The sequence below is a fragment of the Streptomyces sp. WZ.A104 genome (assembly GCF_002382885.1).
GTDB lineage: Bacteria > Actinomycetota > Actinomycetes > Streptomycetales > Streptomycetaceae > Streptomyces.
Window position 1 is genome coordinate 91,306 of the sequence record NZ_NWVL01000009.1, and the last position, 21,907, is coordinate 113,212.

At 71.1% G+C, this 21,907-nt stretch carries 15 protein-coding genes and 2 pseudogenes; 9 read left to right on the forward strand and 8 right to left on the reverse strand.

What is annotated here, in order from left to right:
* Positions 1–616: 616 nt before the first annotated feature.
* Positions 617–1,051 (reverse strand): hypothetical protein, encoded by a 435-nt coding sequence (locus CIB93_RS07275; RefSeq protein WP_096625231.1) that lies wholly within the window; start codon positions 1,049–1,051, stop codon positions 617–619.
* A 1,749-nt stretch (positions 1,052–2,800) separates the two neighbouring features.
* On the opposite strand from CIB93_RS07275, the gene uppS reads away from it, so the two are divergent.
* The 3 genes from uppS to CIB93_RS07300 all read left to right on the forward strand — a co-directional run bounded on the left by uppS (position 2,801) and on the right by CIB93_RS07300 (position 6,272).
* A complete protein-coding gene (gene uppS, locus CIB93_RS07290; protein ID WP_096625301.1) occupies positions 2,801–3,541 on the forward strand; it encodes a polyprenyl diphosphate synthase in 741 nt (246 codons plus the stop codon).
* Entirely contained in the window at positions 3,538–5,007 is a 1,470-nt protein-coding gene (locus CIB93_RS07295; RefSeq protein WP_096625235.1) for an oxygenase MpaB family protein, read from the forward strand. The genes uppS and CIB93_RS07295 overlap by 4 nt, the downstream gene beginning before the upstream one ends.
* A 167-nt stretch (positions 5,008–5,174) precedes the next feature.
* Positions 5,175–6,272: an NAD(P)-dependent oxidoreductase gene (locus tag CIB93_RS07300; RefSeq protein ID WP_096625237.1), complete on the forward strand. Its 1,098-nt coding sequence runs from the start codon at positions 5,175–5,177 to the stop codon at positions 6,270–6,272.
* Here CIB93_RS07300 and CIB93_RS07305 read toward each other — a convergent pair.
* Positions 6,253–7,002: pseudogene (locus tag CIB93_RS07305) on the reverse strand (ATP-binding protein). The gene CIB93_RS07300 and the pseudogene CIB93_RS07305 overlap by 20 nt on opposite strands.
* A gap of 105 nt (positions 7,003–7,107) precedes the next feature.
* A pseudogene (locus CIB93_RS07310) lies at positions 7,108–7,846 on the reverse strand (winged helix-turn-helix domain-containing protein); the annotation flags it as partial.
* A gap of 124 nt (positions 7,847–7,970) precedes the next feature.
* On the opposite strand from CIB93_RS07310, the gene CIB93_RS07315 reads away from it, so the two are divergent.
* The 3 genes from CIB93_RS07315 to CIB93_RS07325 all read left to right on the forward strand — a co-directional run bounded on the left by CIB93_RS07315 (position 7,971) and on the right by CIB93_RS07325 (position 10,410).
* A complete protein-coding gene (locus tag CIB93_RS07315; RefSeq protein WP_096625241.1) occupies positions 7,971–8,732 on the forward strand; it encodes a glycosyltransferase family 2 protein in 762 nt (253 codons plus the stop codon).
* A gap of 62 nt (positions 8,733–8,794) precedes the next feature.
* Positions 8,795–9,466, forward strand: coding sequence for a DUF2064 domain-containing protein (locus CIB93_RS07320; protein ID WP_096625303.1), 672 nt, complete (start codon positions 8,795–8,797; stop codon positions 9,464–9,466).
* On the forward strand, positions 9,463–10,410 hold the full coding sequence (locus CIB93_RS07325) for a class I SAM-dependent methyltransferase (protein WP_179500012.1): 948 nt from the start codon (positions 9,463–9,465) through the stop codon (positions 10,408–10,410). The genes CIB93_RS07320 and CIB93_RS07325 overlap by 4 nt, the downstream gene beginning before the upstream one ends.
* Positions 10,411–10,804: 394 nt before the next feature.
* On the opposite strand, the gene CIB93_RS07335 is transcribed toward CIB93_RS07325, so the two are convergent.
* Positions 10,805–12,079 carry a molybdopterin-dependent oxidoreductase gene (locus CIB93_RS07335; protein WP_096625243.1) on the reverse strand — a complete coding sequence of 425 codons (1,275 nt, stop codon included), beginning with the start codon at positions 12,077–12,079 and terminating at the stop codon, positions 10,805–10,807.
* A 292-nt stretch (positions 12,080–12,371) separates the two neighbouring features.
* Here CIB93_RS07335 and CIB93_RS07340 point away from each other — a divergent pair, with 292 nt between their 5' ends.
* Positions 12,372–13,811, forward strand: coding sequence for a hypothetical protein (locus tag CIB93_RS07340; protein ID WP_096625245.1), 1,440 nt, complete (start codon positions 12,372–12,374; stop codon positions 13,809–13,811).
* Between the two features lie 259 nt (positions 13,812–14,070).
* On the opposite strand, the gene CIB93_RS07345 is transcribed toward CIB93_RS07340, so the two are convergent.
* The 4 genes from CIB93_RS07345 to CIB93_RS07360 all read right to left on the reverse strand — a co-directional run bounded on the left by CIB93_RS07345 (position 14,071) and on the right by CIB93_RS07360 (position 19,541).
* Complete coding sequence (locus tag CIB93_RS07345) at positions 14,071–15,111, reverse strand: TniB family NTP-binding protein (RefSeq protein ID WP_096625247.1); 1,041 nt, start codon at positions 15,109–15,111, stop codon at positions 14,071–14,073.
* Positions 15,105–17,219, reverse strand: a complete 2,115-nt coding sequence (locus CIB93_RS07350) for a Mu transposase C-terminal domain-containing protein (protein WP_096625249.1) — start codon at positions 17,217–17,219, stop codon at positions 15,105–15,107. Before CIB93_RS07350 ends, CIB93_RS07345 begins: the two co-directional genes overlap by 7 nt.
* Positions 17,216–17,980 (reverse strand): TnsA-like heteromeric transposase endonuclease subunit, encoded by a 765-nt coding sequence (locus tag CIB93_RS07355; RefSeq protein WP_096625309.1) that lies wholly within the window; start codon positions 17,978–17,980, stop codon positions 17,216–17,218. Before CIB93_RS07355 ends, CIB93_RS07350 begins: the two co-directional genes overlap by 4 nt.
* 163 nt (positions 17,981–18,143) lie before the next feature.
* Complete coding sequence (locus CIB93_RS07360; protein WP_373558720.1) at positions 18,144–19,541, reverse strand: DNA-binding protein; 1,398 nt, start codon at positions 19,539–19,541, stop codon at positions 18,144–18,146.
* A gap of 282 nt (positions 19,542–19,823) precedes the next feature.
* Here CIB93_RS07360 and CIB93_RS07365 point away from each other — a divergent pair, with 282 nt between their 5' ends.
* Positions 19,824–21,218, forward strand: a complete 1,395-nt coding sequence (locus CIB93_RS07365; RefSeq protein ID WP_096625251.1) for a 3'-5' exonuclease — start codon at positions 19,824–19,826, stop codon at positions 21,216–21,218.
* Positions 21,215–21,901, forward strand: a complete 687-nt coding sequence (locus CIB93_RS07370; protein ID WP_096625253.1) for a DarT ssDNA thymidine ADP-ribosyltransferase family protein — start codon at positions 21,215–21,217, stop codon at positions 21,899–21,901. The genes CIB93_RS07365 and CIB93_RS07370 overlap by 4 nt, the downstream gene beginning before the upstream one ends.
* Positions 21,902–21,907: the final 6 nt, after the last annotated feature.

A 21,907-nucleotide genomic window follows, 5' to 3' on the forward strand; every position in this document is an offset into this window, starting at 1 on the left:
ACTCTCATTCCGAGCCACACCATGCCTGACCAGCAGAAATCAACGGATCACGTTTGGTTGGGATAGGGCTTCCAACAGCCGATCGGAGCGATGGAGGTGGCGGGAGGGGCGAGGCGATGCCGCTCCGGCGCAGGTCACAAGCCGATGGGTGTGCCCGGCGCACGTTCATGTACGACGCACCCGGGACCGTGTTTGCAGTCCCGGGCGCGTATGTGGTGCGTCCCATGGTCAGCCCGTGCAGAGGCCGTCGGCGTGGCCAGTTCACCGGGGTTCGTGGGCGGGCAGGGTGCGGCAGCGTCCTCGCGGTGGCGCGTGAGGAAGGCGGTCAGAGAAGATGGCACGCGGACGCGGCTCCAGGTCGATCTTCGGTGTCAGTAACCTTGATCATCTGGCGTCGCGTTCCGTCGTTCGCACCCAGGCATGCCCCCCCACGGACCACCGAGGCTGTGCTGTCCTGTGACACTTCCGCGGTGGGGGAATGGGTATTGAGCCCATGGCACTGACCTCAATCGAGCCCGTCGCAGCGGCCCCTGCCCGGACATGGAAGGGTGCGGTGGCGAGCGGTCCTGTCCACATGGTCCTGGCAGTCACTCCGCTCCCGCCCTGTCCCGGGCAGTCAGTCGGCCAGGGGCAAGGCGGCCGCTATCACGTTCCGCTCCTTGCGGCCGACCAGCGGGAAGATGATCTTCAGTCCTTGCTCGCTGTCCGCCGAGGAGATGATGAAGGATGAGTTGAGCACCCGCTCCTTGATCTCCGAGCGGACGAGACCGGCGCGCGGGATCGTCATCAGGTGTTCTTCGGGCCGGGCAAACGTCGGGTTCGCCCGGAAGATGAAGATGCGGCGGTCGGTCATCGCCAGGTACATGGGGGTCGGCGCCGGGATCACGGCCATTCCACCGCCGCTCAGGATGGCCGAGGCTGCCGCGAACGCTGCCGTCCGGCGCACGGTGACGGAACTCAGGTTCACGATGGTCGTCACCTCAACCTGCTCCCCGGGCTCGATCATGGGGTCGATGGCGGCCAGAAGAAGTCGGCGGCGCTTGCCGTTCACGTGCGTACTCCTGATAGGTCGGGCGTGAACCGTACGGAACTGTCCCGTATGGCTTGCGGCTGTCCGGCTCCCCTTGCGCCGCAGGGTCCCGGTGCCCGGAGAACAGCCGGGGCGGAGTCCCGCGCGGAGCCCGGCCGGCGTGAGTCGTCGGCATACCTTGCCATACGCGGTCAGGGACTCATTGAGATACCCCCGGCACACCTCTGAGAAAGACGGTGAACGTGATCGTGGACTGCGGCACGCTTCCCGGCAGCACCTCGTGGCGCTGGTCAGCCCTGCCTGATGGCGGGCCGACGCAGCAATGCCGGCCCTGCGATCCCCTTGTTCTCGGCATAGCTACAACCGACAGCCGACGGTCCGCTCTGCAAGCCCAACCGCGAGCTTCGTGCGACCGCCTACCTGGCCTTCCCCTCCGGTGCCGGTGCGATACCTGTGGGGCGAGAAGCCCCACAGTTCGTCCCGAACGGGGCCATTACCGAGTCGAACTCGGAATGTCGTGCTGCTGATCGGGCGGGTCTGATGGTCACGCCGGTCTCGGTGAGGCAGCCGTCTATTGAGTCAGAAACCTATGGGGGTTCTCGTCCAGGGCGTAACGGACGTGCGGGCCTCCGAAGTAGCCGCGGACGATGTGCGGCTGACGCTGGCGTCGGCGGGAGGAGCGGCGGGTCTCGGCGGCGAGTTCGGCCTGATCGCGGGCCCAGCGCTGTTTGGGCAGGCTCAGGCGGAGACAAGTTGGCGCGGTTGGGTCCACAGTCCTGAACGGCTCACTGCCCATCGGCTCCACCGGGCGTTCCGCCGCTCGGTGCTCCGCCAGGCGGTGCATGACGTACTGCGCCGCCGGTGTCCGCTTCGCAGGTCACGCTCCCTCCCATGCCGTCCGCACTCGCGTGGCGGCGCTCCAACTACAGGGAGAGGGCAAGGCAGTGGAGATGGGGGCAGGTTGCCGGGGGTGTATCAAGAACGGGCGGAGCGCCGCCGGCGGAAGCACGCCACGGGTGAGATCCGGGGCGACGGCTGGCAGCGGACCGAGGAGGACGAGCACCTGCTGAGACTGGCCACCCGGTACAGCACGTTGACGCTTCACCAGGCCGCGTACGCATGCTGGGATGGACGGATCGAGGCTGCACGGCGGGTGCGGCTGATGGCCGAGGCCAATTGCACCGCCTGGCCGTCGCCGACGTCGGGATCACCCTGGAAGCCGCAGGGTACGCGGTGCTCTCCGATCGGGAGGTCCACGCCGCCGAAGCCTGGTGCCCGGGCGCACGGCGGAGCTTCCTGGGGGCAGGCACGAGAGGCGATGGGATGGCCGAGGTGGACCGTGCGCGTCAAGCGGGCCTTAACCTCTGATGTCGGATATACGGGATTCCCGAGAGGTGAGTCGGTCAACCACAAGCGTGTCACCAGGCGAGGGCGGCAGGGTTCGGGTCCGGACATCTGGAAATGGCCGAGTAGGAAGAACCGGCGCTGCCCATAGCCCGTCCAGTGCGCCGATGCCAAAGAGAATCGTGCAGATGAGCCAAGGGTGACGCGCCCCAGTTCAATCGATCAGGCCCCTTCCATTCCGCCAGACTCCTGGAGAGGGACGCGCCGGTGGGGCGTGTGCAGGGGGCGATTCACAGTGGGTGTGACCGAGCACGGTACGACCGTGCTGCTCAGGGCGAGACGGAGCTGGGCGTGACGAGCCACAGCATCCACCGCGCATGCGCCGTGACGGGGGACCGGGTGAGTGGGCGACAGGACAGCGACGAGCTGTGGCGAGCCGACGGGCCGGTACGTGCGGTGCCGCGGCACGTGGCCTGCGTGATGGACGGCAATGGCCGCTGGGCACAGTCGCGTTCGCTTCCCCGGACGGCGGGCCATCGGGCTGCGGAGACCACCGTCATCGACATCATCGAGGCGGCCCGGGCCTCCGGCGTGCAGTGGCTCAGCCTGTACGCCTTCTCCACCGAGAACTGGAGCCGTCCTGATTCCGAGGTGGACTACCTGATGCGCCTGGTGCGTCGGGTTGTGCGCAAGCACGCGCCACTGCTGCTCGCCCGCGGTATCCGCTGCCGCTTCCTGGGAGCTGCGGACCCGCGCATCCCCCCTGAGCTCGCGCAGGACTTCGAGGATCTGGCGACGCTTACCGCCGACAGCCGGGGGATGACGCTGACCGTCGCCTTCGACCACGGGGGACGCCGGGACATCGTGGAGGCCGCCCGGTCGCTGATTCGCAGCGGGACGCCGGCCGACGAGGTGAGCGAGCGGCTCTTCGCGGACCACCTGCCATTTCCCGACACCCCCGACGTGGACCTGGCCATCCGCACCTCCGGCGAGCAGCGCATTTCCAACTTCATGCTCTGGCAGGTCGCCTACGCCGAGTGGGTCTTCCCTCAAGCCCTCTGGCCCGACTTCCGGGCGGCGGACTTCCTTGCCTGCTTGCACACCTACCGGCGCCGTGAACGCCGCTTCGGCGGCGTGCCGCCCCAGACGAACGGACACCCGTCATGACGACCGGAACCACCACAACAACCGGAGAAACACCCTTGTTCGGGCCGGAGTCGCAGTTCCGTGCCTTCTTCGACGACCCGCGCTGGGCACTGGCCATGATCCGCGCCACCGTGCTGGAGGCCGCCCACCCGCAGATCGGCGCCGCCCTCGCCGACAACTCCACCTTCATCACCCACCCCTGGCGCCGACTGCGCAACACCTTCCTCAGCATGCTGCGCATGTTCGACGCCGACCCGGCAGTACGCGAACGCGAGGCCGCCCGGCTCAACAGGCTGCACGCCCGCATGAGCGGCTCCGACCCCCGCGGCCGCGCCTACGACGCGATGGACCGTGCGGCCCGTGCGTGGGTGGTCGCCACCCTCTTCGAGAGCGCCGTCACCATGTGCCGACTCAGCGGCCAGCCGCTCGACCAGGACACGATGGAGCGCATGTACGCCGAGTACCGTGCGTTCCTCGCCGCGCTCGACGGCGACGCCGGGGCGCTACCGGAGGAGCTGAACGACTTCTGGCGGTACTACGACCGGGTCGTCGAGGACGAGCTGGAGAACACCGAGGCAGCCCGCGTCATCCTCTACAGGCTCTTCGACCACCTGCCCGCCCCGGCACTGCTCGACGGCATGCCGACCCTGTGGGCGGCCGGCCGGGCTGTCGTCGGTCCGCTCCTCGGCGCGATCACCGTCGCCTCGCTCCCCGAGCCCTACCGGCGCAAGGCCGGCCTGCCCGAGATGCCCGGCACCTCGACCCTCATGCAGGGCGCCTACCTCACCGCCGGGCTCACCCGTTTCCTGCCCGAGGGCTGGATCAACGCCGAAACCATCATCGAGACCCTCTCCCTCTCCCCCGAAAGCGACGACCCCCGCGCCCGGACCGTGGCCGCGCTGCGCACCCGCATGAAGCGGGCCTCGGCCCTGCTCCGCCTCCTCACCCCACTGGGCGGCGACACCGGACCCGGCCCCGTCCCGGCCCCGTCGACGGCCACGGCAGAGGGCCGGCGCTCGGCAGAGGAGTTCTTCCGCCAGGTACTGGACCAGACAGGCGACGGCCACCTCGACTGGCCCGACCTAGCCGCCATGGCACGCGAACTGGCCACCCGCCTCGACCTGGACGAACCTGAGGAAACTCGGCTCTACGACGCCTTCGCCGCCTGGTGGCGCGAGCTCCAGGCCGCCCTCGACACCGACGGCGACGGCCGCGTCAGCGCCGACGAGTACGCCTCCGCGGTCCCCTCCCTCGCCGGGCCCGCGCTCATCCGCGTCGCCGAGGTCCTCTTCGACGTCACCGACAAGGACGGCAGCGGCACCATCGACGCGGACGAACACCGGACGCTCTTCCGCACCGCCTTCCACCGCGACCTCACCACCACCGACGCCACCTACGGCCGCAGCGCCTTCGTGGGCGACTTCCTCTCCTTCATGTCAGGCCGACGCACGAACACCCCGTATGACCCCCTGCTCACCGACGCTTGACGAACCTGAGGGACGCGCCGCCCACCATGTACCTCCTCTTCGTGCGGCTCGACGCGGCCCCCGGTTGGCATTTGCGCTGACCGGCCCGTCGCGCACGTCCTTACGGACCCGTGACGTGTGCGTGCCGTGCCCGGCCCGGGGGATCGCGGGGCCCTAGCGTGGCGGTCATGCGCGTACTGGTCACCGGCGGAGCCGGGTTCATCGGGTCACATGTCGTCACCGCCCTCGGCGCGGCCGGGCACGAGAGTGTGGTGCTGGACGCCCTGCTGCCCTCGGCCCACCCCGGCGGCACGCCCCCGCAGCTGCCGGGCGAGCGGGTGGTCGTCGGGGACGTCCGGGACCGGGAGGCGGTGGCGGACGCGCTGGCGGGGGTGGACGCGGTGTGCCATCAGGCGGCCATGGTCGGGCTCGGGAAGGACTTCGCGGACGCCCCGCTGTACGTCGGGTGCAACGACCTCGGTACGGCGGTGCTGCTGGCGGAGATGGCCGCGGCCGGGGTGCGCGACCTGGTGCTGGCCGGGTCGATGGTGGTCTACGGCGAGGGCCGCTACGACTGCCCGCGCCACGGCACGGTCCGCCCCGGACCGCGCGCGGAGGCCGATCTGCGGGCGGGGAGGTTCGAGCCGCGCTGTCCGGACTGCGCAGCGGTGCTTTCACCGGGCCTGGTGGCCGAGGACGCGCCCGTGGACCCGCGCAATGTGTACGCGTCGACCAAGCTGGCGCAGGAACATCTGGCCGCCGCCTGGGCACGGGCGACGGGCGGCCGGGCGGTGTCCCTGCGCTACCACAACGTGTACGGGCCGGGGATGCCGCGCGACACCCCGTACGCCGGTGTCGCCTCGTTCTTCCGCTCGGCCCTGGCCCGCGGTGAGGCCCCCCGGGTCTACGAGGACGGGGGCCAGCGGCGCGACTTCGTCCATGTCCATGATGTGGCGGCGGCGAACGCGGTGGCCCTGGCGGCGGTGAAGGGGCGGCGGCCCGCGTCCTTCGCCGCGTACAACACCGGCAGCGGCGAGCCGCACACCATCGGCGAGATGGCCGCCGCGCTGGCCGGCGCGCACGGCGGGCCGGACCCGGTGGTGACCGGGGAGTACCGCCTCGGCGACGTACGCCATGTCACGGCGGACTCGCGGGCGCTGCGCGAGGAGCTGGGCTGGCGGCCCCGGGTGTCCTTCGCCGAGGGGATGGCGGACTTCGCGGCGGCCCCGCTGCGCGGTTCGGGGGGCCGCCGGGAGGAAGGTGCCGTCACGCTGTCGGGAGCGTGACCGAGAAGCGGCAGCCGCCCTGTACGTTGCGCACCCCGGCCCGTACGGCGTGTGCCTCGACGATGTTGCGCACGATGGTGTGACCGAGGCCTGCCCAGGCCGGCGGGGTGCGGGCGTGACTGCCGCGCCGGCCGGTGTCGAAGACCTGTGGCAGGTTCTCCTCCGGGACGCCGCCGCAGCCGTCGGTCACCGACAGCACGACGCCCCCGTCCGAGTGGTGTGCCGTGTCGGCTGCGGGGCTTTCGGGCGGGGTACGCAGATCGTGCGAGATCCACGCGACGAGTGCGCGCCGCGCGGCCTCCAGAGCACGTTCGCGCACCCGGGAGCTGTCCGGTTCGGCACTGGTGGCGGCCGGTTCGCGGGCAAGCCCGGCCGGCTCGGCGGTGGGCTGCCCGGCGGGCGCGGCGACGGTAGCGCCGTCCCCGGACGACCGTGTGGCAAGGGTCAGTTCACGGCTCTGGGCGGCCACCCAGCGGCCCGGCAGGATGGCGGTGGCCGGGGAGACCGGGGCGGCCATGGCGGCGACGGTCGTGACGACGTGGAGCTCATGGGACGAGAGGAGCATCGCGTAGGCGACCGTCAGCGTTCCGGCGGGCATCGCCGTGACGGTCATCCCGGCGACGATGCTCAGCGAGACCACCAGCGAACGGTGGTGCAGGAGACGCGGGACGCCCGCTCAGAGGAGCCCGGCGGCCGCCGCTCCGAGAAAGGCGAAGAGCGCGATGAGCAGGACGTCGTTTACAGCGACCGCCCCCCGGGCGGCTCGACGGGGGTGGTAGCGGGGCTGGTCTCCGGGCCGTCGGGGCCCGCTTGGGTGCGGCCCCCTTCCGTGTCCGCCCGCTTCCAGGTCCAGGCGGTACCCCACGCCCCACACGGTGCGGATCAGCCGGGGGCTGGCCGGATCCTTCTCGACCTCGCCGCGCAGCCTGCGGATATGAACGGTGACCGTGGACAGATCACCGAAGTCCCACCCCCAGACCTCCCCGCATCAGCTCCTCCCGCCCGAACGCCTTCCCGGGGTGCCGGAGCAGAAAGGCGGGCAGGTCGAACTCCCGCAGTGTCAGGGCGAGTCCGCGCCCGTCGCGGTAGGCCTGCCGGGCCGCCGGGTCGAGGCTCAGCCCGGCACCGGACAGCGGGCCCGGCTCGTCCGCCGGGGCGGCGGCCCGCGCGCGGCGCAGCACGGAATCGACCCGCAGGACCAGTTCGCGCGGGCTGAACGGCTTGGTGCCGTAGTCGTCGGCGCCGGTCTCCAGGCCGAGGATGCGGTCCTCCTCTTCGCCGCGGGCGGTGAGCATGATGACGGGGACCGGCCCGGACGCGTGCGTCCGGTGGTGGACCTTGATTCCGTCGATGGTGGGGAGTGTCAGGTCCGGGGTGATGAGGTCGGGTCGGCAGTCTGCGAACTGTCGTGGTGCGGCGGGTCTGTCACCGGCCTGCTCGATGGCGTAGTGGGTGTGGTGCAGGTAGCCGATGACGACCTCGGTGACGGTTGGGTCGTTGTCCGCGACGAGGACCCGGCCGCGTGTCGTCTCAGGGGTGGGCTGCGGGTGCTGGGCGGGCGGGGTGTTCTTCATGGCCTCCGTTGTGGCAACCGCCTCCCGGCGCGTCGGGGGCCGGTCAGCCTTATCCGCCCGATGTCTATGATTCGTAAGAACCTGATGCCTGAAATGCCCGGGTTGTCTCCGTAGAGTGAGGCGGGTGACTGATTCTTCTGCCGCTGTTCCGTTCCCGCCCGCCCCGCACACCGGCCTCCCGAAGGCCGACATCGTTCTGCCCTGTCTCGACGAGGCGGCCGCACTGCCCTGGGTGCTCGACCGTATTCCCGACGGCTGGCGCGCGATCGTGGTCGACAACGGTTCGACCGACGGTTCGGCCGAACTCGCCCGCTCCCTCGGCGCGAGCGTCGTCACGGAGGAACGGCGGGGGTTCGGCGCGGCCTGTCACGCCGGGCTGCTTGCCGCTGAGGCCGAGTTCGTCTGCTTCTGCGACTGCGACGGCTCGCTGGACCCGGCGCTGCTGACCGGCTTCGTGCGGCGGATCGCGGACGGTGAGTGCGATCTGCTGCTCGGCCGCCGCCGCCCCGAGGGCCGGGGCGCCTGGCCGCCGCACGCCCGCGCGGGCAATCTGGCGCTGGCCCGGATGCTGCGCCGCCGCACCGGCCTGCGCCTGCACGACCTCGGCCCGCTGCGGGCTGCCCGCCGCAGCGACCTGCTCGCCCTGGACCTCACCGACCGGCGCAGCGGCTATCCGCTCCAGATGGTGGTCCGGGCCTCCGACGCCGGGCTGCGGGTCACCGAGAGCGACGTCCCCTACCGGCCGCGCACCGGCAGGTCGAAGGTGACCGGCACCTGGCGCGGGACCTGGCAGGCGGTGCGCGACATGCGGGGCGTCCTGCGGGAGCCACCGGCGGACCGTGCGCCCGGCCGGGCCGTACGCGCGGAGACAGGGACTGCCCGATGAGCGCGTCCGGAGTCGGAGGTCGTTCGACCAGCGCGTCCGAGGGCAGGGACCGTCCGGTGGGCATGTCCGGAGACAGGGTTCGTTCGTCGAGCGCGCCCGGGCCCACGGAGTTGCTGGTCATCGCGAAGGAACCGGTGGCCGGGCGGGTCAAGACCCGGCTCTGCCCGCCCTTTTCCCCCGCCGAGGCCGCCGAGCTGGCCGCCGCATCCCTCGCGGACACCCTGGAGGCCGTGCTCGCCCTCCCCGCCCGGCGGCGCGTCCTGGTCCTCGACGGGCGGCCGGGCCCCTGGTTGCCGCCGGGGTTCGAGGTGGTGCCGCAGAGCGCGGGCGGCCTCGACGAGCGGCTCGCGGCGGCCTTCGGCGGGTGTACGGGGCCGGCCCTCCTGGTCGGCATGGACACGCCGCAGATCACGGCCGTGCTGCTCGCCCCCGCTCTCGGGCCGGACGCCTGGGAGGGCACCGGGGCCTGGTTCGGTCCGGCCGAGGACGGCGGCTTCTGGGCCCTGGGCCTGGCGGAACCCGATCCCGACCTGTTGCGCGGGGTGCCGATGTCCGTCCCGGAGACCGGTGCGGTGCAGCGGCGCAGGCTGGTGGAGGCGGGGCTCGTGGTGCGCGATCTGCCGGTCCTGACCGACGTGGACACCGCGGCCGACGCCCACCGGGTCGCGTCGGCCGCGCCGGGCGGCCGGTTCGCCGCAGCGCTCGGCCGGCTGACCGGGGCGGGGGCGCGATGAGTACGACCGTGCCCTCGTCCGGGTTCACCGCACCGGCCCCCGCCGACTCCGCCGAAGCCCCCGACACGCACAGGGCGCACGAGGCGCACAGGGCACATGAGACGTACGAGGTGCCCGACACGCACGAGGCGACCGCCGGCGGCGCCTACGCCTCCGACCCGCCGGCCCGGTCGGGCGTGAACCACGCCGCCCCCTGGGGTGCCGACCCGTACGCCAACGCCCTGCGCACCGGCCGGGGTCCGTTGTTCCTGCGCCGCAGCGACGGCTGGCTGCTGCCCCTGGACGTGGAGCGCTGGTGCTCGGGGGCGGGCTCCGCCGACCTGTCCGCCCTGCACCGGTGCGAGGGGCCGGTGCTGGACATCGGCTGCGGGCCGGGGCGGCTGGTCGCCGAGCTGGCCTCACTCGGACACCGGGCGCTGGGCATCGACGTCAGCGAGGCGGCGGTGGCCCGTACGCGCGGTCTTGGCGGCGCGGCACTGCTCCGCAGCGTGTTCGAACCGCTGCCCGGGGAAGGCCGTTGGGGCACCCTCCTGCTCCTCGACGGCAATATCGGCATCGGGGGCGACCCGGCCGCCCTGCTGGACCGGGCGGCCGGTCTGCTCGGCGCCGGCGGGCTGCTGATCGCCGAGACCGCCCCCCTCGACGTGGACGAACGGGTCCGGGTCCGTCTCGACGACGGCCGGGGCGGACCGGACGGAAGGGCCGCCCACGCAGCCGGGCACGACGGCGCCGCCGAGCTGTTCCCCTGGGCGCGGATCGGGACGCCGGCGCTGCTGCGGCACGCCCGCGCGGGCGGCTGGCGTACGGCCGATCAGTGGGGTGCGCAGGGGCGGACCTTCGTCTCGTTGCGCCGGCCCGTACGGGAGCGGAGCGCCCGGACGAGCAGCCAGAGCGCGGAGAGCGCGAACAGCGCGCCGGTGATCAGCAGCCAGTTGCCGAAGTAGACGTCCGGGCTGGTGCCGGCCGCGGCCTCGTACCGCCGTTCGGTCCGCCGGGTGATCAGCGGGAACCAGATCAGCAGGAGCAGCCCGGAGAGGAACGCCGGCACCCGCACGAAGTTCACCAGGGCCCGCCGGGGGCCGAGCGCGGCGCACAGCGCACGGTCGGCCCCGGCGTACACCGGCAGCAGCACCAGGTCGTGCAGAACGGCCGACCCCGCGAACCAGAGCAGCACGCCGACGGTGTCCCCGTCCAGCAGCCGTACGCCCGCGTAGCCGGCCAGGCAGAACGTGGCGGCGAGCAGGAGCAGATGGAGCGGGCCCTCGCCGTAGAGCCGGCGCGGCGAGAAACGCGGGCGGCGGGGTGCTGCGGACAGGGGCGGTACGGCTCGGGTGGACATCACAGCTCTCCGAACGTCAGGGTCTGGACCCACTTGGTGTTCAGCACCCCGGGCGCGGCGGGGACGATGATCCGGGCCGGGTAGCCGTGGTCGGGTGACAGCGGCGCGCCGTTCACCTCCAGTGCGAGCAGCGAGCGGCCGTCGCGGACCTGGTTGTCGCGCAGCGCTGCCTTGCGGAAGGAGCCGCTGCGCTGGAGCGACTCGACGAAGACGCCCGGCGGCCGGTCCGGGTAGCCGGCGAGCACCGCCAGGTCGTAGAGCCGCACCCCGCGCCAGAGCTGGTCCGAGGTCGACCAGCCCTCCACACAGGCGATCGGGAGCGCCGCACTGTGCTGTTCCATGGCCAGCAGTTCGGCCCGGGAGAAGCGGAACTCCCCGGCCGGCCCCCGTACCGTCAGCCGCCAGCGCTCACCGGTGTCCGCGGGCGTGATCCCTATGGCGGCGGCGGTCTTGTTGATCTGGAAGGCGTTCGGGCCCGGCCCCGGGTCGGTGCCGCCGCGCGGGGTGAGGAGCGCGATGCTGCGCAGCGGCCCGTCGGAGCTGCGACCGGCCGAGGTGACCAGCAGAAGGAGCGAACCGGCCCCCACCATGGCCAGCGCGCCGCGCCGGGACAGGGTGGCCGGCAGCGGGTCGGGGGCGGCGAGGGTGTCCGGTTCGCCGCGCGGGATGCCGTTGCGCAACACCCGTACGGCCTGGGGCAGTTTGAGGGCCACATGGGTGACGAAGCCGGCGAGGAAGACCCAGGCCCCGTAGAGGTGCAGGGGATAGAAGGACCCGGGGAAGACGTAGTCCAGCTGGATGTTGAGCAGCCCGGTGAGGAATTCGAACAGCGCTCCGCCCACGAGCAGCAGCAGCGAGATCCGTTCCAGGGCGTGGCCCACGGAACGGGCGGGCGGCAGCGCGAAGAGCCGGGGAATCACCGACCACAGCTTGGCGAGCAGGACGGGCACGAGCACGATGCCGACGGTGACGTGCAGGCCCTGGGTCAGCCGGTAGAGCCAGTGCGGGCCGGTCGGCCAGGAGAACAGGTAGAAGCCGAGCCACCCCTTGCCCGGGGTCTTGTCGTTGACCCGGTTCAGGTCCGGGTTGTAGGCGGCGTACGAGAGCAGACCGGTGACGAACAGCAGCGTGAGTCCGGCGAGCAGGACGACGCCGAGCACGGCGGTGAAGCGCACCCCGCGCACGGGGCTGCGCCAGAATCCCGGGTCGGCGGGCGTACGCGGGGCACGGAGGGGGCGGGGGAGGGAGCGGATCATCCGGCGGCGTTCGGGCATGAGGCCGACGCTAGGCGGGGAACACCGTCGACGGGCGGATGTGGCTGCTGACGAAATTCTGACGTCGCGGCCTGGATGCCTGACGAAATTCTGGCGTCGCGGGCCTGGATGCCTGGGGGAATGTGACGTTGCGGCCCTGGAGACCTGGGGAAATGTGACGTCGCGGCCTGGAGCGAGGACCGAGGCCGCGGCCAGGAGGGGAACCGGTATCCCGGCGGGAGGAATCTGACGGTTCGGTGACGCGGCCCTGCCGGACCACCCGATTGCCGCCCGGTGTGCATAGCGTGCCAGTGTGAAGACCGAGGACGCCACCCCCACGGACACCGCCGGCGGCACGGGGCACGGCCCGCCCGTACCGCCGGACCGCAACCACGACCGCGCCCGGCGCGCGGGGCGGTCGGACCTGATCGCCGCCACCGCGGGCGTGCTGCTGATCGCGGCCGCGGTGGTCGTCGGCCATGTCATCCAGAACCGGGACGGGAGTCTGCGCGCCCAGTGGCCGCCGCTGCTGGCCTCCTGGGACCCTCATCTGGGTCCGGGCACTCCGGCCGCCCTGATCATGGCGGTCCTGGTGGTCTCCTACGGCCCGCCGCTCGCCGCCCGGCTGCCCTGGCGCGGGCTGCTGGCGGTGGCCTGGGGCGGGTCGATGGCCTGGGTCTTCTCGATGGCGCTGATCGACGGCTGGCACCGGGGCGTCGCGAAGCGGCTCACCACGAAGCACGAGTATCTGCGGGTCATCGACCGCTTCGAGGACATCCCCGCCACCCTGCGCGACTTCACGAACCACATCGTGATCGGTGAGCCCGGCAACTGGCCCGCCCATGTCGCCGGGCACCCGCCGGGCGCGACGCTGACCTTCGTGTGGCTGGACCGCATCGGTCTCGGTGGCGGCGCCTGGGCGGCGCTCTGGTGTGTCGTGGTGGGCAGTTCGGCGGCGCTGGCCGTCCTGATCACCGTGCGCGTGCTGGCCGACGAGCGCCTGGCCCGCCGCGCCGCGCCCTTCCTCGTCCTCGCCCCGGCGGCCGTCTGGGCGGGCGTGTCGGCCGACGGCTACTTCACGGCGGTCGCCGCCTGGTCGGTGGCGCTGCTCGCCCTGGCCGCCACCGGCCGGGTCCGCTTTCCGGCCGTGGCGGCACTCGGCGGGGGTCTGCTGTTCGGGTGGACCTGCTACCTCAGTTACGGGCTGGGGCTGATGGCGGCTGTGCTGCTGGCCGTGCTGGTGCTCACCCGGACCGCCCGCCCGGTGCCGCTGTTCCTGCTCGGCGCACTGGTGGTCCCGGTGGCCTTCACGTTCGCCGGGTTCAACTGGTGGACCGCCTACCACCTGCTGGTCGAGCGCTACTACCAGGGCGCGGGCGGTGTCCGCCCGTACGGCTACTGGGTCTGGGCCAACCTGGCCTGCGCGACCCTCGCGGCCGGGCTCGCCGCCGTCGCCGGGCTGCGCCGGAGCGCGGTGGCCGCTCCCGGTGCCGTACGGGCACTGCGAAGCGGCCCCGCGACAGCCTCCCCGGAAGGACGACTGGCGTTGCTCGTGCTGGCGGCGCTGGCGGCACTGCTCGCCGCGGATCTCTCCGGCATGAGCAAGGCGGAGACCGAACGCATCTGGCAGCCGTTCCTGCTGTGGCTGCTGCCCGCTGCGGCGCTGCTCCCCCGCCGGAGGGTGCGGTACTGGCTGGTCGCGTCGGCCGTTCCGGCTCTGCTGATCAACCACCTCCTGTGGACGGGCTGGTGAGCGGCGTACCACAGCGGTGCGCCACGTGGTAACGCTGGGAGGGGGGTTTGTTGGTGTACAGCGAGGTAGCTGGTCTGGGGTGTTGCTGGTTCGCTGAGAGGTGGAATTGGCGGCCCGGACAGGTGGGTTGGGGTACCTGAGCTGGGGTTATGTGTTCTGTGCTGAGCGGGGATGGGGCTGTTGTAGTTAGTTCTAGCGTGTAAAGGCCCAGTTGGTGTTTGTGCTGGTCAGCGCTGTTTTGTCTGCCTGGCAGGTGTGCCTATCGGCCTCGGCGGGGGCGGTGGTGGGTTTCGGCGAGGTGGTCGAGGCGGATGGTGTCGAGGGTGGTTTTGGTGATGCGTTCGGTGCCGTCGCTGATGGCGGCTTGGCGGATGAGTCGGGTGAGGGATCCGATGCGGCCTGCGGTGCGCTGGTGGAGGTAGGGGGCGTGGCGTGGGAGGGTGCCGGGTTTGTGCTGCTGGAGGTCGAGGGCGTTCTCGATATCGGTGATGCACTCGCGGAAGGGTTCACGCTTGCCGTGGCGGGCGGAGAGGGGGCCGCAGTCGACGAGGGTGGCGCGCCCGGCGAGTTGGGCTCCTCGCACGCCGGTGAACAGGGGGGTGTCGGTGACGTTGATGCCGGCGTAGACGAATGTCGCGGGCAGGCGTTCGCTGAGGTCTTTCAGAAGGTCGGCGGTTTGGGCGCCGGTGGTGGTGCGGGGGTTGAGGCGGTGGATCTCGTCGATCATCACCAGCTGGACACCGGCCTGTGTGTAGGTGTGGCAGACGGCTTCGGTGATCTGGGTCTGGGTCATGCGCGTGGCCACGGGGATGCCGAGGTAGCGGGCGAACTCGGTGATGAGGGTTTTCGCGGTCGCGCCGGGCGGGACCAGAACATACGCGACGGGTACCGCGGCGTGTGCTGATCCCGGTGGCGGCGGGTTTTTGCGGGTGTGGGCGAGGTGGCAGGTACGCCCGACGTTCAGGAGCGCGGTGGTTTTCCCTGCGGCGGCGGGTCCGGTGACGATGAGGGAGGGCCGTGCGGTGGTCTGCTGGTGGCGTCCGAGGATCATCAGGGTGCGGACCTGGGTGGCCAGGGTGTGGATGGCGGGGGTGCGGATGGTGACGAAGCTGGAGTGGTAGGCCAGGCGTTCCTCCGTGCTGCGGGGCGGGTCACCTGGCCGGGGAGGGGCGGGCGGGGCGGTGGTGGTGAAGCGGTGCCAGCCCTGCCAGGTGGTCAGCGGCCAGGACAGCTCGGCTCCGCCGCTGTCGCCGGCGCCGGCTGGTGTGCTGCTCGCGCTTGGCGGGCTGGGGGTCACCATGTGGCGGCTTCCTCGTGTGCGTTGTAGAGCCCGAATCCGGTGGCCGGGGCGGGGCTGAGGTTGTCGTCGGGCAGGTTGTCGAGGTCGTCGATGCTGTCGTCGTTGCCTTCGTCGCCTTGCTGCGCCGGGCTGCCGGCGGGTGCTTCGGTGCCGGGGTCCCCATCGCGGGCTGCAGGGAGAGGGAGGCGAGCGGTGCGGGCCAGAAGTGCCTGCTCCGTTGTGGTGGCGTGGCCGCTGTGGACGCGGCGCATGAGCTGGTCGAGGGCGTCGGCGAGGCCGGCTTCGTGCTGCTCGGCGTCACCGTGGTTGCCGTCAACGGCCTGGGTGCGGATGTGCTGCCAGGTGCGTTCGTCGAAGGGCCGGTGGACGTGGTCGCGGTGGATCCACGGAATCTCGGTGAGTTCACCGTCGGGAAGGCGGACCCAGATCTGGCGCACGTCGTGGGGGTTGTAGTGGATCTCCCATTTCCCGCCGCGTCCGGCGACGGGGGAGGCCTGGCCGCGGTGTGGGGCGAGGAGGTCCGCGTCGTAGGTGCGGTGGTGGATGGTGATGCCGCCGGGGGTGATGGCCTGCCAGCGCACGGGGAGCAGTTCGAGGTAGTCGCGCCCGGTCAGCGGAACGGGCACGTACCCAGCGACCGCGACGAGGACAGCCCACATCTGGTTCGGTGTGATTGCCTTCCTGGGCATCATCGGGTGGCGCAGCCCTTCGTGGGGCCGGTGGTGGTAGTGCACCAGCCACTCATCGAGGAGGTCCTGGAGCTGGGTGACGCTGTAGCAGGCGTCTTTCTCGGTGTCGGGGCCGCGGCGGGTGACGTCGGATCCGGTGTAGCCGGGCAGGTGCTGGCAGAACAGGGCGTTGATGGAGCCGAAGGTGCGCTCGACGATGCCCTTCGCGGTGGGGGCGCGGGGCGGGGCCGGCTGGACACTGATGCCGAGGCTCTCGCAGGCGGCGGTGAACGCGGCGGAGACGAAGACTTTGCCCCGGTCGACGACGATCGTCTCGGGCAGCACGACCGGCCGGGCCGCCGCACCGGCCAGACGCCCGTCCAGCGTGACCAGCCGCTGGTGGGGGAGCGCGCGGGCGTGATCCATGCGCAGGATGTCCGGCCAGGTCGGCCTGGCCGGGTGCGGGACCGCCATCTCCGCGAGCAGCAGGGCCGCGTCCACGGCCTTGGTCGCGCTGGGGCACAGCACGGCGGCCAGGATGGCGCGGGTGGCGACGTCGACGGCGATGGTCAGCTCGGGCCGGGCCAGGCGCCCGTCGTCGAAGAGGGCCAGAACATCCAGGCGGGTGGTGTCGATCTGGACCTGCTCACCCGGCCGCAGCGCCGTAGCGGGGGCGAAGGCCCGCCCCTCGACACTCGCGGGCACCTGGCGGACCGGACCGCTGGGCAGTTCGCCGGGGCGGGCGAGCGTGGTGACGAGCCGGTACAGCGTCGCCTGGGACGGCACGGGCACCGCACCGGGGCCGTGCTGATCTTCGAGGATCTGGTTGATGAGCGGGAACAGGCCGTTGATGGTGCCTTTGGAGCGCCCGCGCCGGCGGCGCAGCGCTTCATGGACGGCGGCGACGACCCGTTCGTCGGACCGCCCGGTAGGGCTGGAGGCACGAGTGGTGCGGTGGTCCAGGAGCCCCCACAGGCCCTGCTTGCGATAAGCGAGCCGCATGCGCTGCACCGTGGTGCGCGACACCCGGCCGAAGCCGAGCGCGGTCAGCTCCTCGGCCTTGGCCTGTTCCCGCTCGGCCAGCGTGCGCCGCTCTGGGTCGTACTGCTCACGCACCGCTCCAGCACTGCCGGGCCCGTCGGCAAGGCCGCATTCGACTTCCCGCACGTGCCGCTGCCAGGCCAGAGCCTTCTCACGTGCCGCGGCGGGGGCGGTCTCGAACAGCCCCCACTGCGGGGCCGCCTGCGGCACGTCGGCCCCGATGACGCTGAAGCCGGGATCGGCGAACAGGTACCCGGCGAGCACCGCCTCGCCACCGCCGTCCGGGCCGACGAGGTGAATGGTCTGCCCGGACAGGGCGACCACCTGCCACTTCACACCGCGGAACCGGACCTGCGCCCCGACCTTCACCGATGGCCGGGCGTTGCGCCGCGCGGTCACCGGACCCCTCCAACAGTGCCCGGACCCGGGCCATTCCAGCCCGCAGGACCGACCAGGACACGTTCGTGCAGCGGCGCTTCCAGGTCTGCTGTCACCCGTCCGTGCCACAGGGCGTGGAAGACCACCGGCAGGACCTCGATCGGGTCGCCGGCCGCTTCGACGCCCTCGATCAGCGGCCGCGGCCGCGCGAACGCCTCCACCACCGCGGGCGTCAGGCTGGGGCGGCCGGCGTTGCGGGGGTGGCGGTAGCCGGCCAGCCATTTCAGATTGGCGGCCCGGACGTCGTCGAGCGGCGCAAGACGCCGGTAGGTCCAGCCGATCTCCTCACACGCCGCGCTCACCGCTTCGGCGGCCTTCACGGCGCGGTCGCCGCCGGCCTCCGGGTGGCTGGGGCAGTCGGCCAGCAGACCCGTGCCGTCGCGGTACCGGGCGAACAGCTGCGGCACCCAGGAACGCACCCGGCCCCGCTCCTCGCGCCACAACACGCGTACCGGACGCCCCGCGAGCCCGGTCACATCGGGGTCGCGGTCCAGGACCATCAGCTGGGTACGCATCGCGTTCGAACCCGCGGCCACGTGCCGCCCGGTGGTCGCCGACCACCACAGACCCGGCCCCCAGCGGCGCCCCGGGATCACCGGGAACGCCGACACCGGCGGCAACTCCTCGAATCCCACGGTCATGGCGGCATCCGCCCACCGCTGCTGAACCGGCTGCCCCACCGGATCGAGGAACACCGCCTCGAACCCACTGCGACGATCCACGGCCACTCGCCCTGCCCGGCCCCCGGGACGGGCGGCCTCTCCTGTGCTGATCACCCGCGTCAGCCAAGCCGCTCCCGCCGACAAGCATCGTCGTTTTCAGGGTTTCTGCCACAAACGAGTGCTGTATCAGCTAACAGGTGATGCGCCCGGTCCCACCTTGCTCTCAGCCGTCCTCTTCCTGCCCGCCCGCCGTCAGCATCCTCCTCAGCGTCCCGGGGGACATATCCGCCCACCGGGCCACCTCCTCCAACGGCACCCCGCCGTTCACCGCCGCCACCGCGGTCCGCTTCCAGGCCGCCTCGACCAGACCGGCACTGCGACCGAGGCCCTGCAGCAGCTGCCGGGCGACCTCGGCGGTCGGCCCGCTCTGCACGCCGCGCAGCTGCAGCAACTGCTCCTCGGCACTGCCGATGAGACTGCCGATCCGCATCCGCTGCTCGGCCGGCACCACCGCCCGCCACATCGTCCCCGAACCGGGTGCCTTCTTCTCCTTGCCCAGCACCCGCAACTGCCCCGCCATCGTCACCGGCTGATGCTCCCGGCGCAGCCACCAGGGGTCGTTGTCATATCCGGGAGGCCCACCGGCCCCACGGCGCAGCCGGATCACGCTGCCCATCCACGCGATCAGCGGACCGCCATGGTCCGCCGCAGCCAACGGCCCCAGCCAACCCCGCCCCACCCGCTCACCGAGCCGACGGCAGAACAACCCGTCGACGGACAGCACTCGCGGCTGCCCGGCACCGCTGTCCACCCACACCAGCTCGCCCATGCCCGGATCCAGCAACGCGTCGGCGACCGCCACTACCTCGGGAAAGACGACCGCGTCCCGCCCCACGATCCGCCACCACTCCAGATCACCCCCGGCATCACCGCCCGCGACCTGAAGCAACCGCCGCGGCCAGACCTTCTCCCGCTCCCAATGCAGGGCCTGCTCCCACCACCGGGCCACCACCGCGTGCGCCAGCGCGAACACCCTCTCCGGCTCGGCCCCCGCCCGCACCGCCCGCCGCGCCACCCCCGCCCACCGCCGCTGCGCCGCGACCACCTCCGGCAGACGCCGCACGTCCAGATGCTCGTGAGGCTGGTCGGCGTCCGCGTCCAGGAGCCACTGCCCGTGCCGGACACACACACGGTTCCACCGCGGGGCGTACAGCACCGCCCGCCCAGCCGTCCCCGTACGCCGGGCCGTGCACAGACGACAGCCGAACGCGACCGGCCCGGCAACCGCACCACCGATCCGCCACGCCGCCACCGGCTCCCCGGCATCCGCGGCCGGCAGCCTGGCATCCTCCCGCCCCCAGGACGGCAACGCCCGCGCCAGCACACCGTCCTCGACGCCGCACAGGCCTGCCAGGAGCTGCCGCCCCGCCGTGTTTAACAGCACCTCGGCGTCTGCCCGCGCGCCCCCTCCGTCGTGCCGAGGCTGGTGGCTGCGCCACTTCCAGCAGGACCGCAACGCCGTCGCTTCGAGCCCGTAGCGGCCGGCGATGCGGCAGATCAGCGACGACGTCGTCTCTCCGTGCAGGGGAGCGGTATGTAGGAGGCCGGGAGGAAGGATCACTCCACCACGGTCTCGTGCTTGCCGCCCGGGGCGCACGTTTTCACAGATGTGCAGCAGACGAAGCGAAACCGGATCCGCCGGGGGCTGCAGCAGACCCGGGTGATTAGTCCGGCGGACGCCTGGGCGCGCGCTTGACGTCCGTCACCCAAATGGGTGACTGATGGTGTCACTGTCCGAGTTTGTGCGACAGACTGCCTGTCCGATCCTCAACCCGGCCAGCAGCGTGTGCTTCTAACATGGCATCAGGTGTGGGGAAGCGATTCTTGGGGAGGGACCGCGCTGATGAAGGTTCTCAGGCCGAAGCAGCCGACGAGCGAGCAACTCACGGTGATCAACAATCACAAGCCAGGGGTGTTCGTCGTACGGGGTGCCGCAGGCAGCGGCAAGACCACGACCGCCCTCTACCGGCTGAAGTTCACCGTCGGTTTCTGGCAGCGGCGTCGTCGTGACGGTTTCATCAGCGGCCCCGTCCGTGTCCTAGTTCTCACGTACAACCGGACGTTGCGCGGCTACATCGAGGAACTCACCCGGGAACAGCTCAAGGGCAATGACGTCGAGCTGACGATCTCCACATTCGCAAAGTGGGCCACCGACCGCGTGGCCTATGAGCGGATCCTCCAGGACCGGGAGAGCAGTCGGAAGCTGGAGGTTCTAGCCGAGCCTCTGCCGTTGCCCGCCGACTTCGTGCGTTCCGAGGTGGACTATGTCCTGGGCCGCTTCATGCCCGACCGCCTGGACGAGTACATCGAGTGCGAACGTCAGGGTCGTGGCCGCTCTCCGCGGATGCCGGCCCCGCTGCGACGTCGGCTGCTGGAAGAAGTGATCCACCCCTTCCAGGAGTGGAAGAAGCAGCAGCAGGCCTGGGACTGGTCCGACCTGGCGAATGCCATGGCGGCCAAGCGCGCCGACGACCCCTACCACGTGGTCGTGGTCGACGAAGCTCAGGACTTCTCCGCCAACCAGGTCCGGGCCGTACTCAACCACCTCACCGACGAATACACACTCACCTTCGTCCTCGACGCTGCTCAGCGCATCTATCCGCAGCGCTTCACCTGGAGCGAAGTCGGCCTGAGCGTGGGCTCGCACAACAGCAAGCTGTTGTCCAAAAACTTCCGCAACACTCGGCAGATCGCCGCCTTCGCCGCCCCGCTGCTCGAAGACGTAGAGACAACGGACGACGCCGCGATCCCCGATCTGACCTCCTGCAAAGAGGAGGGCGACAAGCCCTTGCTGGTCCAGGGCACCTTCAGCCAGCAGATGGACCATGTTGTGCAGTTTCTCAACGGCCTTGGACCTGACAACGACGAATCCGTCGCCATCCTCCATGCCAAGGGCTGGTTCGGCGAGGTCAAGAACCGTTTGAACGCCGCCGGACTGGCCTACGTCGAACTCACCCGCAACGCCGAGTGGCCGACGGGGCCGGTGAACGTTGCACTGTCGACCATGCACTCTGCCAAGGGGCTGGAGTTCGACCACGTGATCATCGTCGGTCTCAACAGCGAAGTCATGCCCCACGCCACCGAACCCGGCGACAGCGAACGAGACGCCCACCTGCGCTTGCTGGCCATGTCCGCCGGACGCGCCCGCAAGACGTTGACCATCACCTACAAGCCATCCGAGGCAAGCGACCTCATCGCTTGCATGGACCCGGACACCTACGAGGTGAAGGCCGTATGACCGCGGCGGAGCCGATCCCGGCTATACCGGGTGGCCAAGGACAGGATCACGGCATCAGCGTCCTCGTCCAGGAGCGCAAGATCAGGGAGGTCGTTCACTTCACGACAAACAGGGGTTTGCTGGGCATGCTTCTGCAACGAAAATGCAAGGCGCGGGCGCTTCTGTCCACAGATGAGTACCTAGAGAGCATTTATCACGAGAACGCCAAGTGGCGCCGCGAAGACCCGAAATACTGGCGGTACGTGAACCTCAGCATCAGCGAACCCAACCACAGCTTCCTACGGACCAGCAGCCAGAAGTGGTGGGCCAACGAAGATCTCTTCTGGGCAGTCCTCAGCTTCGATCCCGTCATCATGACGCACCCAGGCGTCCTGTTCTCACCAAGCAACATGGGATACGAAGGCATCACGCCAGTGGAAGGACTGCCTGGGGCCGAAGCTCTCTTCGCCGACCGCGTCCCCTATGGCTTCGGCAAGAACACGCCGCCACGTGGCAACCGCGAGCCTCACCTGCCCACGAACCCTCAAGCCGAGGTGCTCTACCCGCAGGCCGTCTCCACCCGATACCTGCAACGCATTTTCGTCCTCACTGACGAGGACGCAGCGAAGGCTGAGGCCATTGTCAGTGTCAGCGGACATGATGAGGTCGACATCATCGTCGACCAGGTCACGTTCGGCAGGTAAGGACTA